This is a genomic window from Mycobacterium sp. NGS64, assembly GCF_059812245.1.
Genome location: NZ_JCALCI010000002.1, coordinates 1,036,599 through 1,049,862, shown reverse-complemented (window position 1 = coordinate 1,049,862; position 13,264 = coordinate 1,036,599). Strand labels below are relative to the sequence as shown.

The window sequence follows — 13,264 nt, the reverse complement described above, 5'->3', positions numbered from 1 at the left end:
TCATTGGGCTTCGACGGTACCCATGGTATCGGGTACCTAGGGTCCCGGCTAGCCCCCCGAGGTCTCGATTCGGCACTCTGATTTAAGCAGTGAGGAGGCTTTTTGGCTCGGCATATTCACGTGATCGGCATCGGCGCCGGCGACCCGGACTACGTGACCGTTCAGGCCATCGAGGCGCTCAACGGCACCGAGGTTTTCTTCGCGATGGACAAGGGGGAGACGAAGAGCGACCTGGTCGCCCTGCGACGCGAGATCTGTGCGCGGTTCATCCGGCAGCCCGGGTATCGCTTCGTCGAGCTGCCCGATCCCAAGCGCTCGACCGAAACCGACTATCGGGACGCGGTCGCGGATTGGCACGCCGCGCGGGCGCGGGTGTGGGCGGACGCCATCTCCGCCGAGCTGGGTCCCGACGGCGTGGGCGCCTTCCTGGCCTGGGGCGACCCGTCGCTGTACGACAGCACGCTGCGCATCCTCGACGCCATCAAGGCCGAAGCCGCCGAGCTCGAGTTCAGTTACGACGTCATCCCGGGCATCACCGCGGTCCAGGCGCTGACGGCTCGGCACCGCATCCCGCTCAACGAAGTCGGCGAGCCGGTTTTGATCACCACCGGCAGGCAGCTGCGCAGGAACGGCTTGGCCGGCTCGGCGGTGGTGATGCTCGACGCCGACTGCTCGTTTCAGACGTGCCCGCCCGACACGAAGATCTGGTGGGGCGCCTACCTCGGCACCGGCGACGAGCTGCTGGTGGCCGGCACCGTCGGCGAGGTCGCGGCGCGCATCGTGGCGCTGCGCGCCGACGCCCGCGCGCGGCACGGCTGGATCATGGACACCTATTTGCTCCGAGCGGCAGACTGAAGGGCGTGCCCGAACTACCCGAAATCGAAGCGCTGGTCGACCATTTGCGCCGCCACGCCGTCGGATCGACCATCGGTCGCGTCGACGTCGTCGCGTTTTCGGTGCTGAAGACCTTCGACCCGCCGATCAGCGTTCTGCACGGTCAATCGGTGACCGGGGCCCAGCGCTGGGGCAAGTACCTGGGCTTGCAGGCCGGGCCGTTGTTCCTGATCGCCCACCTGTCGCGCGCGGGGTGGCTGCGGTGGTCCGACAAGCTGGCCGCGGCCCCGCTGCGTCCCGGCAAGGGCCCGATCGCCATGCGGGTGCACCTGGGCGCGCCCGGCGAGGCGCCCGGCTTCGACCTCACCGAGGCCGGCACGCAGAAGCGGCTGGCGGTGTGGCTTGTCGACGACCCGCAGCTGGTGCCGGGCATCGCCGCCCTCGGCCCCGATGCGCTGGAGCTCGGCCCCGAGGACCTGGCCGGGGTGCTGTCCGGCAACACCGGGCGGATCAAGACAGTCATCACCGACCAGAAGGTGATCGCGGGCATCGGCAACGCCTACAGCGACGAGATCCTGCACGTCGCGAAGATCTCGCCGTTCGCCACCGCGGGCAAGCTGTCCGACGAACAGCTCACCGCCCTGCACGACGCGATGATCTCGGTGCTGACCGACGCGGTGAGCCGCTCCGTCGGCCAGGGCGCCGCCATGCTCAAGGGGGAGAAGCGCTCCGGCCTGCGCGTGCACGCCCGCACCGGCCTGCCGTGCCCGGTGTGCGGGGACACCGTGCGCGAAGTGTCGTTCGCGGACAAGTCTTTTCAGTACTGCCCGACGTGCCAGACCGGCGGCAAGGTGCTCGCCGACCGCCGCTTGTCGCGGCTGCTCAAGTAGCCGCCGGCAACGGTCGATATGCTGCCCGGGTGACTCGTCAGAAGATTCTCATCACCGGCGCCAGTTCCGGCCTGGGCGCCGGGATGGCGCGCTCCTTCGCCGCCAAGGGCCGCGACCTCGGGCTGTGCGCCCGTCGCACCGACCGGCTCGACGAGCTGAAAGCCGAACTGACGCAACAGTATCCAGGAATCAAGATCGCCGTTGCCGCGCTGGACGTCAACGACCACGAGCAGGTGCCGAAGGTGTTCGCCGAAATCAGCGACGAGCTCGGCGGGGTTGACCGCATCGTCGTCAACGCCGGCATCGGCAAGGGCGCGAAGCTGGGCTCGGGCAAGCCGTGGGCGAACAAGGCGACCCTCGAGACCAACCTGGTTGCCGCCCTGGTGCAGATCGAGACCGCGCTGGAGTTGTTCGCCAAAAGCGGGCAGGGCCATCTGGTGCTCATCTCGTCGGTGCTCGGCAACAAGGGGGTGCCGGGCGTCAAAGCCGCTTACGCCGCAAGCAAAGCCGGGATGCGCTCGCTCGGCGAATCGCTGCGCGCTGAATACCGCCGCGGCCCCATCAAGGTTTCGCTGATCGAGCCGGGCTACATCGAGTCGGAGATGACCGCCAAGTCCGCGAGCACAATGTTCATGGTGGACAACGAAACTGGCGTCAAGGCGTTGGTCGACGCGATCGAGCGCGAACCCGGCCGCGCCGTCGTGCCGTGGTGGCCGTGGGCCCCCCTGGTCCAGTTGATGCGGGTGCTGCCGCCCCCGCTGACGAAAGTGTTCGCCTAGAAAACTGCGGCGAGGGCGCGTGTTTGTACGCGACACGCCGGACGACGGCGTGCATTTGCGCGCCCTCGCGGTGGCTTGGCTAGCTCGTGCGTCCGCGCTCGGTGCGGTAGCGGCGGACCAGCGCGTCGGTCGAGCTGTCGGTCTGCGGTGCGGGTGAGGCGTCGCCGGTGATCACCGGAAGCAGCGCCTTGGCCTGCGTCTTGCCCAGCTCCACACCCCACTGGTCGAACGAGTCGATGCCCCAGATCACCCCCTCGGTGAAGACCTGGTGCTCGTAGACCGCGATCAGCTGACCCAGCACCGACGGGGTGAGCCGATCGGCCAAAATCGAAGTGGACGGCCGGTTTCCGGGCATCACCTTGTGCGGCACGACGTCGGCGGGGGTGCCCTCGGCGGCGATCTCCTCGGCGGTCTTGCCGAACGCCAGCACCTGGGTCTGGGCGAAGAAGTTGCTCATCAACAGGTCGTGCATGCTGCCCGTGCCGTCGGCGGTGGCCAGGTCGTCGGTGGGTTGGCTGAAGCCGATGAAATCGGCCGGCACCAGCCGGGTGCCCTGGTGCAGCAACTGGTAGAACGCGTGCTGCCCGTTGGTTCCCGGTTCGCCCCAAAAGATTTCGCCGGTGTCGGTGGTGACCGGCGTGCCGTCGGCGCGGGTCGACTTTCCGTTGGATTCCATGGTCAGCTGTTGCAGGTAAGCCGCGAAGCGGGCCAGGTCGTTCGAATACGGCAGCACCGCGCGCGATTGCGCGCCCATGAAGTTGGAGTACCACAGCCCGATCAGGCCGAGCAGCACCGGCGCGTTCGACTCCAGCGGGGCGGTCTGGAAATGGCGGTCGACGATGTGGAATCCGGACAGGAAATCGGCGAACGCCTCCTTGCCGATGACGGCCATCACCGACAGCCCGATCGCCGAGTCGACCGAATAACGCCCGCCGACCCAGTCCCAGAACCCGAACATGTTGTCGGTGTTGATGCCGAAGTCGTCGACCAGGCGCTTGTTAGTGGAGACCGCCACGAAATGCTTGGACACCGCGGCGTCGCCGAGCGCGTCGGTCAGCCAGCGGCGCGCTGCGGTCGCGTTGGTCAGCGTCTCCAGGGTCGAGAAGGTCTTCGACGCAACGATGAAAAGCGTTGTGGCCGGGTCCAAGTCGGCGAGCTTGGCGACCAGGTCGGCGGGGTCGACGTTGGAGACGAAGCGCGCCGAAATCCCGGCGTCCGCGTAGTGGCGCAGCGCCTGGTAAACCATGGCCGGCCCCAGGTCCGACCCGCCGATCCCGATGTTGACCACGGTGCTGATCTTTTTCCCGGTGGCCCCGGTCCATTCACCGCTGCGTAACCGGTCGGTGAAGTCGCCCATCTTGTCCAGCACGGTGTGCACGTCCTCGACGACGTTCTGGCCGTCGACGATCAGCTCGGCGTCCCGCGGCAGCCGCAGCGCGATGTGCAGCACAGCCCGGTCCTCGGAGGTGTTGATGTGCGCGCCGGCGAACATCTGGTCGCGGCGCTCCTCGAGGTTAGCCGTGCGCGCCAGGTCGACCAGCAGCCCCAGCGTCTCTCGGGTGACCCGGTGTTTGCTGTAGTCGATGTAGAGGTCGCCGACGGTCACGGTGAGCTCGCGGCCGCGATCGGGGTCCTCGTCGAAGAACTGCCGCAGATGGGTCTGGCCGATTTGTTCGTGATGCCTGCGCAGGGCGTCCCACGCCGGGGTGGCGGTGATGTCGGGGATGGTTTGCAGGGAGGTCATGATTTGACCCTAGTGCGGTCCGACGGGGCGGAGCCAGGTGTGACGGGCGGCCTCAGTGCCCGAGCCGGCCCCGGCCCAGCCGCAGCAACAGCATCGCCAGGTCCTTACCGTCGGGACCGAGCTCGCTGTAGCGCTCGATGACCTTCATCTCGCGGCTGTGGACCAGCCGGGTGCCGCCGGAGGCCATCCGCACCTTGCCGATCGCCTGCGAAACTTCGGCCCGCCGCTTCACCGCGGCGAGGATCTCGGCGTCCAGTCGGTCGATCTCCTGGCGCAACGCGTCAATGTCGGTAGCCTCTTGGGACTCGACCATCTCGATGTTCATCTCTGCTAACTCCGCATTCTCTTGATGTGGGGGTTCTGGTCTCATCCGTTATCGGGCCTCACAAAAGAGACGAGCCCCGAATCCGGAAGCGGACCACGGGGCTCTGCGAAAGCAGCTACACCACGGGCACCGCTGGCCGGTACCCGTAGAAAAATCGGCGCTGCATGTTGAGCACCAACCGAGTGTGCCACTAAGGGCCGTAACCACGCAAAAATGCTCCGGCGCCGCGCCGGGCGCCTGGCCAGCGAACTAGTCGGCGGGCGGCGGTAAATTTGGACCGACATGAGTGTGCACGCGACCAGCAATACCGAGGCAACGTCCGCCCCCGAAGCAGAGCAGCTGCTCGACGGGCTCAACCCGCAACAGCGTCAGGCGGTGGTGCACGAGGGTTCGCCCCTGCTGATCGTGGCGGGCGCGGGCTCGGGCAAGACGGCCGTCCTGACCCGGCGCATCGCCTACCTGATCGCGGCGCGGGGCGTCGGCGTCGGCCAGATCCTGGCGATCACCTTCACCAACAAGGCCGCCGCGGAGATGCGCGATCGGGTGGTGCGGTTGGTCGGCCCCCGGGCCCGCGCGATGTGGGTGTCGACGTTCCACTCGACCTGCGTGCGCATCCTGCGCAACCAGGCGTCGCTGATCAAGGGCCTGAACTCCAATTTTTCCATTTACGACGCCGACGACTCGCGGCGCCTGCTGCAGATGATCGGCCGCGACATGGGGCTCGACATCAAGCGCTACTCGCCGCGGCTGCTGGCCAACGCCATCTCCAACCTGAAGAACGAGCTGGTCTATCCGGACGAGGCCGTCGCCAACCTGACCGACGATTCCGACGAGTTGAGCCGGACGGTGGCCTCGGTGTACGGCGAATACCAGCGGCGGCTGCGGGCGGCCAACGCGTTGGACTTCGACGACCTGATCGGGGAGACCGTCGCGGTGCTGCAGACCTTCCCCGAAATCGCGCAGTACTACCGGCGGCGGTTCCGGCACGTGCTGGTCGACGAATACCAGGACACCAACCACGCGCAGTACGTGTTGGTCCGCGAATTGGTCGGCACCGAGACCGTCGACGATGTGCCGCCCGGCGAGCTGTGCGTGGTCGGCGATGCCGACCAGTCGATCTATGCGTTCCGCGGCGCCACCATCCGCAACATCGAGGACTTCGAGCGCGACTACCCGGACGCGAGAACCATTCTGCTGGAACAGAATTACCGCTCCACGCAGAACATTCTGTCGGCCGCCAACTCGGTGATCGCCCGAAACTCCGGGCGCCGCGAGAAGCGGTTGTGGACCGACGCCGGCGCCGGCGAGCTGATCGTCGGTTACGTCGCCGACAACGAGCACGACGAGGCCAGGTTTGTGGCCGAGGAGATCGACGCGCTCGCCGAGCGCGGCGAGATCACCTACAACGACGTGGCGGTGTTCTATCGCACCAACAACTCGTCGCGGTCGCTGGAGGAGGTCTTCATCCGCGCCGGGATCCCGTACAAAGTCGTTGGGGGAGTGCGGTTTTACGAACGCAAGGAGATCCGCGACATCGTCGCCTACCTGCGGGTGCTGGACAACCCCGGCGACGCGGTCAGCATGCGGCGCATCCTCAACACCCCGCGCCGGGGCATCGGGGATCGCGCCGAGGCGTGCGTGACGGTGTACGCCGAGAACACCGGCGCCAGCTTCGCCGACGCGCTGGTGGCCGCGGCCGAGGGCAAAGTGCCGATGCTGAACACCCGCGCGGAGAAGGCGATCGCGGGTTTCGTCGAGCTGCTGGACGACCTGAGGGGCCACCTCGACGACGATCTCGGCGACCTGGTCGAGTTGGTGCTCGAACGCTCCGGATACCGCAACGAGCTGGAGTCCTCCACCGACCCGCAGGAGCTGGCCCGGCTGGATAACCTCAACGAATTGGTCAGCGTCGCACACGAATTCAGCGCCGATTTGGCGAACGCAGCCGCGCTGGACGAGTCGGCGCCCGAGGACGAAGACGTGCCGGACACCGGTGTGCTGGCGGCGTTTCTGGAACGCGTCTCGCTGGTCGCGGACGCCGACGACATCCCGGAGCACGGCGCCGGGGTCGTCACGCTGATGACGCTGCACACGGCGAAGGGGCTGGAGTTCCCGGTGGTGTTCGTCACCGGCTGGGAGGACGGGATGTTCCCCCACATGCGGTCGCTGGACGATCCGACCGAGCTTTCCGAGGAGCGGCGGCTGGCCTACGTCGGCATCACCCGGGCGCGTCAGCGGCTCTATGTGAGCAGGGCCATCGTCCGGTCCTCCTGGGGACAGCCGATGCTCAACCCGGAATCGCGCTTCCTGCGCGAGATTCCGCAGGAGCTGATCGACTGGCGGCGCAGCGCGCCCGCGCCGTCGTTCAGTGCCCCGGTGAGCGGCGCCGGACGGTTCGGCGCGCCGCGGCCGTCGCCGGCCCGCTCGGGCTCAAGCAAACGCCCGCCGCTGGTGCTGCAACCCGGCGATCGGGTGACCCATGACAAGTACGGGCTCGGCCGGGTCGAGGAGGTCTCCGGCGTCGGCGAATCGGCCATGTCACTGATCGATTTCGGCAGCGCGGGGAGGGTGAAGCTGATGCACAACCACGCCCCGGTCAGCAAGCTTTAGGCCTGCAGCCAGCGTTTGGTCTGCGGGTGAAACGCCAGCACCACGCTGGCGACCGGCAGCAGCCACAGCGTGTACACGATCCACGCCACCCGCGCGCCCGCGATGAACACGCCCCCGTAGGTCAGCACCGCGACCACCGCCCCGGCCGCGATGAGGTAGCGCCCCACGGGCCGATGCTGCAGCAACAAGATCACGCCCGACACCGTGGTGATCGCGAACACCAGCGCCAGAAACGCGACCGCGATGCAGAACAGGCGGTCGGTTCGCCACCAGCCGGCGATCAGGTCGGTGGCCACCACGGACGTCGCCCAGCCGCTGACGATGCTAACCGCGGCGGCGGCGACGGCCGTCCGGCCGCTCGGTTCGGGGCCCGGCAGAACCCGGGGCCGGGCGGGAGTCGCCTGGTACGGGGGGATCTGCGTGGTCGGCGACTCCGGCACAACGGGCATCGGCCCGGTCGGTGCCCGGCGAATGATCCGAGTCTGCGATTCCGAGGGGGGTGTCGCGGTCTCGGGTGGCGGGGCAGGCGGGTCGTTCGGCGAAGTCACCTCAGCCAGCGTAATTGCCGACGTTAAGTCCCCGCTTCGCGAGCCACGGGACGGGGTCGATCCGCTCCGTGCCGCCCTGCAGCACCTCGAAGTGCAGGTGGGGCCCGGTGGAATTACCGCGGTTGCCCATGGTGGCGATCTGGTCGCCGGCCATCACACGCTGGCCGACGCTGACCAGCGTCGTGTTGACGTGGCCGTAGAGCGTGACCGTGCCGTCGGCGTGGCGGAGCTTGACCAACGCCCCGTAGCCGGCGGCCGGCCCGGAGTCGATGACGACGCCGTCGGACACCGCATAGATTGGTGTGCCGATCGAGTTGGCCAGGTCGATGCCGGCGTGCAGGACACCCCAGCGGTAGCCGAAGTTCGAGGTGAAGATCCCCTTGGTCGGCATCACATAGAGCGGTTGCTGCAACCGCGCCTCGCGCTGCGCGCGATCGTTAGCGAAGGCCACACCCCGGGCGAATTCCTCGTTGTGCACCGCGGCATTCGCCGCCGGCGCGACCGCGATCACCTGGGCGCCGCGGATGGTGTTCGGCCCCGTCCCGCCGTCGAGCGCCGAGGCGTTGGCCGTCAGCACGGCCTCCGTCTTGGGGGTGTCGGCGTGGCTGGTCGCCGTGTGGGCCGCCGCGGCGGCCGCGCCGGCCGCCATCGCCGAGATCAGCAGGCGGCCCCTGGCCGCGCTGGTCGGCTGCTTGCGGTGCTGCCCGCCGCGCCGGATCACCGGAATGACGTCGGTGATGTCCGAGTGGTTGTGACGACGCTCTTCGATGCCGGGAGCGTCGGGCTGAAACCGCGCCGGGACCGGCACGGCGGCGGGCGCGGCCAGCAACAGCGGGGCCAGGTCGTCGACGTCGTGCAGGTCATCGAGCTCGGGCGCCAGCAGTACCTGAGCCTCGTTGTCGAAGGTCGAGTCGTTGCTGAAGTCCAGGTCTTTCAGATCGCCCGACTCGTCGGCGAATTCGAGGTCGTCGAAGTCGAATCCGTCGAGCGGAAGGATCTCGGTGACTTCGTTTCGGTGGGTCTCCGTCCACCGGCCGCCGGCTGCGCGACCGACCCTCACGACGCCGGTTGACACGGCAGAATGACGGGCTAAACGGTGCTGCGACAAGCTGAATTGTCCTCGTATCGTGACCATAACGTTATCTGGACCCTAGGAAGGTATCCGCTAACCGACGGGCCTTGCAACCTCGGGCTAAGAAGCCAACCGATATTGTGATTCGCATCACTTTGGAGGCGTGCCGGTATGCCGTGAGCTGTGCCACATCGGTGGACGCGACGGTAGCAGGAATTCGGCGGGTGGATACAGTGCCAGCGTGCGAGTTGCCGATTCCGGCGCCGCCGCCAACGTATAGGCCTAGCAGCAAGCCGACCGAAGACAGTGAGGCCATGGACCTTTTCGAGTATCAAGCCAAAGAATTGTTCGCCAAGCACAACGTACCGAGCACGCCCGGGCGAGTGACCGACACCGCCGACGGCGCCCGGGCCATCGCCGAGGAGATCGGTCGCCCGGTGATGGTCAAGGCGCAGGTGAAGATCGGCGGTCGCGGCAAGGCGGGCGGTGTCAAGTACGCCGCCACCGCGGAGGACGCGTACGAACACGCCAAGAACATCCTCGGCCTGGACATCAAGGGCCACGTCGTGAAGAAGCTGCTGGTCGCCGAGGCCAGCGACATCGCCGAGGAGTACTACATTTCCTTCCTGCTCGACCGCGCCAACCGCACCTACCTGGCGATGTGCTCGGTCGAGGGCGGCATGGAGATCGAGGAGGTGGCCGCCACCAAGCCCGACCGGCTGGCCAAGGTGCCGGTGAGCGCCGTCAAGGGTGTCGACGTGGCGACCGCGCGGTCCATCGCCGAGCAGGGCCACCTGCCGGCCGAGGTGCTCGACGCCGCCGCCATCACCATCTCCAAGCTGTGGGAGCTTTTCGTCGCCGAGGACGCGACCCTGGTGGAGGTCAACCCGCTGGTGCGTACGCCGGACGACCGGATTCTGGCGCTGGACGGCAAGGTCACCCTGGACGCTAACGCCGACTTCCGCCACCCCGATCACACCGAGTTCGAGGACCGCGAGGCCACCGACCCGCTGGAGCTCAAGGCCAAGGAACACCACCTCAACTACGTCAAGCTCGACGGTCAGGTCGGCATCATCGGCAATGGCGCGGGCCTGGTGATGTCGACCCTCGACGTCGTCGCGTACGCCGGGGAGAAGCACGGGGGCGTCAAGCCGGCCAACTTCCTCGACATCGGCGGCGGCGCCTCGGCGGAGGTGATGGCCGCCGGGTTGGACGTGGTCCTGGGTGACCAACAGGTCAAGAGCGTGTTCGTCAACGTCTTCGGCGGCATCACGTCGTGCGACGCGGTGGCCACCGGCATCGTCAAGGCCCTGGAGATCCTCGGCGGCGAGGCCAACAAGCCGCTGGTGGTGCGCCTCGACGGCAACAACGTCGACGAGGGCCGTCGCATCCTGACCGAGGCCAACCACCCGCTGGTGACGCTGGTGGCCACGATGGACGAGGCCGCTGACAAGGCCGCCGAGCTGGCGAGCGCCTGAGACCTGAAAGGAAACATGACCCATGTCCATCTTCCTGAACAAAGACAACAAGGTCATCGTCCAGGGCATCACCGGCAGCGAGGCCACCGTGCACACCGCCCGAATGCTCAAGGCGGGCACGCAGATTGTGGGCGGTGTCAACGCGCGCAAGGCGGGCAGCACCGTCACGCACGAGGACAAGGGCGGCCGGATCACCAAGTTGCCGGTGTTCGGCAGCGTCACGGAGGCGATGGAAAAGACCGGCGCGGACGTGTCGATCATCTTTGTGCCGCCGAAATTCGCCAAGGACGCCATCATCGAGGCCATCGACGCCGAGATCCCGCTGCTGGTCGTCATCACCGAGGGAATTCCGGTGCAGGACACGGCATTTGCGTGGGCCTACAACGTGGAGAAGGGCAGCAAGACGCGCATCATCGGGCCGAACTGTCCCGGCATCATCACGCCGGGCGAGGCGTTGGTGGGCATCACCCCGGCCAACATCACCGGTTCGGGTCCCGTCGGGCTGGTGTCCAAGTCCGGCACGCTGACCTATCAAATGATGTACGAGCTGCGCGATTTCGGGTTCTCGACGTCGATCGGCATCGGCGGGGACCCGGTGATCGGCACCACCCACATCGATGCCATCGAGGCTTTCGAAAAGGACCCCGACACCAAGGTCATCGTGATGATCGGTGAGATCGGCGGCGACGCCGAGGAGCGCGCGGCCGACTACATCAAGGCCCACGTCTCCAAGCCGGTCGTCGGCTACGTCGCGGGGTTCACCGCGCCGGAGGGCAAGACGATGGGCCACGCCGGCGCCATCGTGTCCGGCTCGTCGGGCACCGCGGCCGCCAAGAAGGAGGCGCTGGAGGCCGCCGGCGTCAAGGTCGGCAAGACCCCGTCGGAGACGGCCGCGCTGGCCCGGGAGATCCTCAAGAGCCTCTAGAGCTCTTCGGCGAGCAGACGCAGAATCGCACGCCGCCGCGCGGCTTTCTGCGATTCTGCGTCTGCTCGCGCTAGACCGCGGCGGCCAGCTTGCCGGCCAACCGCTCCACGTAGGCGGCGATCTCGTCTTCGGGGCGGTCCGGCAAACCGAACAGCACCTCGGTCACCCCCAGCTCGGCCCAGCGCGCCAGCTTCTCGGGGATCGGCTTGAAGTCCAGCGCGACGATCTGCGGGGCGCCGTCGCGCCCCGCGGCGGCCCAGGTGTCCTGCAGCAGCTTGACCGGCTCGTCGATGTCGAAGTCGCGCGGCGTGGTGATCCAGCCGTCGGCGCTGCGCGCGATCCACTTGAAGTTTTTTTCATTGCCGGCCGCGCCCACCAACACCGGAATGTGCGGCTGCACCGGCTTCGGCCAGGCCCAGCTGGGACCGAACTTGACGAATTCGCCGTCGTACGCGGCCTCTTCTTCCGTCCACAACGCACGCATCGCCTCGATGTACTCGCGCAACATGGTCCGCCGCCGGCCGGCCGGCACGCCATGATCGGCGAGCTCGTCGGTGTTCCACCCGAACCCGACGCCGAGGCTGACGCGGCCCCCCGATAGATGGTCAAGGGTGGCAATGCTTTTCGCCAATGTGATCGGGTCGTGCTCGACGGGCAGTGCGACGGCGGTGGACAGCCGCACCCGCGAGGTGACGGCGCATGCCGCGCCCAGGCTTACCCATGGGTCTAGCGTGCGCATGTAGCGGTCGTCCGGCAGCGACGCGTCGCCAGTCGTGGGATGGGCCGCCTCACGCTTGACCGGGATGTGGGTGTGTTCCGGCACGTAGAAGGTGTGGAAGCCGTTGTCGTCGGCAAGCTTGGCGGCGGCCGCCGGGGAGATGCCACGATCGCTGGTGAAAAGCACGAGCCCGTAATCCATGCACAGGATTAGAACGTGTTCTACCGATGCGGGGCAAGCTAGCGGGGCGCGGCGTCCCGGCGCGGCCGCCCGGACGTGCGCTAGCGTGGGTGATCGATCGCGCCGCTACGCGACATGGGGAAGGTGTTTCGAAGCGGCGTGCCCAGCGGCACCGCGTCGCGCTTGAAGGTGACACCGCCAGACACTTCAAGACCACGGGAAGCAACAGGAGGAGTCATGACCTACTCGCCCGGTAGCCCCGGATATCAACCCCAGCAGCCCGGCGGCTCCTACGCGGGCAGCACACCGTCGTTCGCGAAGACCGACGACGGCGAAAGCAAGCTTCCGCGGATCCTGAACATCGCGGTCGTGGTGCTCGGCATCGCGGTGTATCTGCTGAACTTCGGCCCGACGTTCACCATCGGCGCCGACCTCGGCCCGGGCGGTGGGCGCGCCGGCGATGCCGGCACGGCGGTCATCGTCGCGGTGCTGGCTTCCCTGCTGGCCGCGGTCAGCTTGCTGCCCAAGGCCAAGAGCTACGTGGGAATCGTCGCGGTGATCGCGACGCTGGGTGCGCTGCTGGCCATCACCGAGACCGTCAACACGCCCGCCGGTTTCGCGATCGGCTGGGCGATGTGGCCTCTGGTGGCCTGCAGCATTTTCCAGGCGATCGCCGCCATCGGTGCGTTGCTGCTGGACGCCGGCGTCATCACCGCACCGGCCCCGCGGCCCAAGTACGACCCGTACGCGCAGTATGGCCAGTACGGGCAGTATGGCCAGTACGGGCAGTACGGACAGCAACCGTCCTACTACGGCCAGCAGCACGCGGGACACCAGGAGCCGCCACGGCCGTCCGGGTACGGCGCCCAGTACGGGGGCTATCCGGCCAGCCAGGACGTGACCCAGCAGGCGATCCCCACGTCGACCGGCGGCTTCGGTGCGCAGCCCTCGCCGCAGTCGGGTGCGCAGCCGACCGCGCAGCATCAGCAGGGACCGTCGACGCCACCCACCGGTTTTCCCAGCTTCAGCCCGCCTCCGTCGTCCAACGAGTCGCAGACGGGTTCGGCCCCGGCCGAGCAATCCAGCCACACCGGCGGCCAGGAGCAGCAGTCGCCGTCGTCCGGGCCGGCGGCACCGGCCTAAACGTGCGCTCTCGCGCGT

12 protein-coding genes and 1 pseudogene are annotated in these 13,264 nt (G+C 67.7%); 8 read left to right on the top strand and 5 right to left on the bottom strand.

The window, feature by feature from the left end; genetic code table 11:
- Positions 1 to 102 precede the first annotated feature (102 nt).
- The 4 genes and pseudogenes from cobF to AC5Y4S_RS13220 all read left to right on the top strand — a co-directional run bounded on the left by cobF (position 103) and on the right by AC5Y4S_RS13220 (position 2,503).
- Positions 103 to 855, top strand: a complete 753-nt coding sequence (gene cobF / locus AC5Y4S_RS13235) for a precorrin-6A synthase (deacetylating) (RefSeq protein ID WP_500033175.1) — start codon at positions 103 to 105, stop codon at positions 853 to 855.
- Between the two features lie 5 nt (positions 856 to 860).
- Positions 861 to 1,103, top strand: a pseudogene (locus AC5Y4S_RS13230) (DNA-formamidopyrimidine glycosylase family protein); the annotation flags it as partial.
- Positions 1,104 to 1,253: 150 nt separating this feature from the next.
- Positions 1,254 to 1,724 carry a zinc finger domain-containing protein gene (locus AC5Y4S_RS13225; RefSeq protein WP_500033318.1) on the top strand — a complete coding sequence of 157 codons (471 nt, stop codon included), beginning with the start codon at positions 1,254 to 1,256 and terminating at the stop codon, positions 1,722 to 1,724.
- Positions 1,725 to 1,753: 29 nt separating this feature from the next.
- Complete coding sequence (locus tag AC5Y4S_RS13220) at positions 1,754 to 2,503, top strand: SDR family oxidoreductase (protein WP_500033174.1); 750 nt, start codon at positions 1,754 to 1,756, stop codon at positions 2,501 to 2,503.
- A 79-nt stretch (positions 2,504 to 2,582) separates the two neighbouring features.
- Here the strand turns inward: AC5Y4S_RS13220 and pgi are convergent, their stop codons facing one another.
- The gene (gene pgi, locus AC5Y4S_RS13215; protein WP_500033173.1) at positions 2,583 to 4,247 is read right to left on the bottom strand and encodes a glucose-6-phosphate isomerase; all 1,665 of its coding nucleotides are present in this window, start codon (positions 4,245 to 4,247) and stop codon (positions 2,583 to 2,585) included.
- Positions 4,248 to 4,299: 52 nt separating this feature from the next.
- Positions 4,300 to 4,617: a chorismate mutase gene (locus tag AC5Y4S_RS13210; protein ID WP_500033172.1), complete on the bottom strand. Its 318-nt coding sequence runs from the start codon at positions 4,615 to 4,617 to the stop codon at positions 4,300 to 4,302.
- Positions 4,618 to 4,854: 237 nt separating this feature from the next.
- Here AC5Y4S_RS13210 and pcrA point away from each other — a divergent pair, with 237 nt between their 5' ends.
- A complete protein-coding gene (pcrA, locus tag AC5Y4S_RS13205; protein ID WP_500033171.1) occupies positions 4,855 to 7,182 on the top strand; it encodes a DNA helicase PcrA in 2,328 nt (775 codons plus the stop codon).
- Here pcrA and AC5Y4S_RS13200 read toward each other — a convergent pair.
- Positions 7,179 to 7,730: a hypothetical protein gene (locus AC5Y4S_RS13200; RefSeq protein WP_193376459.1), complete on the bottom strand. Its 552-nt coding sequence runs from the start codon at positions 7,728 to 7,730 to the stop codon at positions 7,179 to 7,181. The two genes, pcrA and AC5Y4S_RS13200, sit on opposite strands and share 4 nt — an antisense overlap.
- A 1-nt stretch (position 7,731) precedes the next feature.
- Positions 7,732 to 8,838 carry a M23 family metallopeptidase gene (locus AC5Y4S_RS13195; RefSeq protein ID WP_500033170.1) on the bottom strand — a complete coding sequence of 369 codons (1,107 nt, stop codon included), beginning with the start codon at positions 8,836 to 8,838 and terminating at the stop codon, positions 7,732 to 7,734.
- Positions 8,839 to 9,116: 278 nt separating this feature from the next.
- Here AC5Y4S_RS13195 and sucC point away from each other — a divergent pair, with 278 nt between their 5' ends.
- Positions 9,117 to 10,280, top strand: a complete 1,164-nt coding sequence (gene sucC / locus AC5Y4S_RS13190) for an ADP-forming succinate--CoA ligase subunit beta (protein ID WP_085185785.1) — start codon at positions 9,117 to 9,119, stop codon at positions 10,278 to 10,280.
- A gap of 22 nt (positions 10,281 to 10,302) precedes the next feature.
- Entirely contained in the window at positions 10,303 to 11,205 is a 903-nt protein-coding gene (gene sucD, locus AC5Y4S_RS13185; protein WP_500033169.1) for a succinate--CoA ligase subunit alpha, read from the top strand.
- A gap of 70 nt (positions 11,206 to 11,275) precedes the next feature.
- Here the strand turns inward: sucD and AC5Y4S_RS13180 are convergent, their stop codons facing one another.
- Positions 11,276 to 12,124, bottom strand: a complete 849-nt coding sequence (locus AC5Y4S_RS13180; protein ID WP_500033168.1) for an LLM class F420-dependent oxidoreductase — start codon at positions 12,122 to 12,124, stop codon at positions 11,276 to 11,278.
- Between the two features lie 216 nt (positions 12,125 to 12,340).
- Here AC5Y4S_RS13180 and AC5Y4S_RS13175 point away from each other — a divergent pair, with 216 nt between their 5' ends.
- Entirely contained in the window at positions 12,341 to 13,246 is a 906-nt protein-coding gene (locus AC5Y4S_RS13175; RefSeq protein WP_500033167.1) for a DUF5336 domain-containing protein, read from the top strand.
- The last annotated feature ends 18 nt before the right edge of the window (positions 13,247 to 13,264 follow it).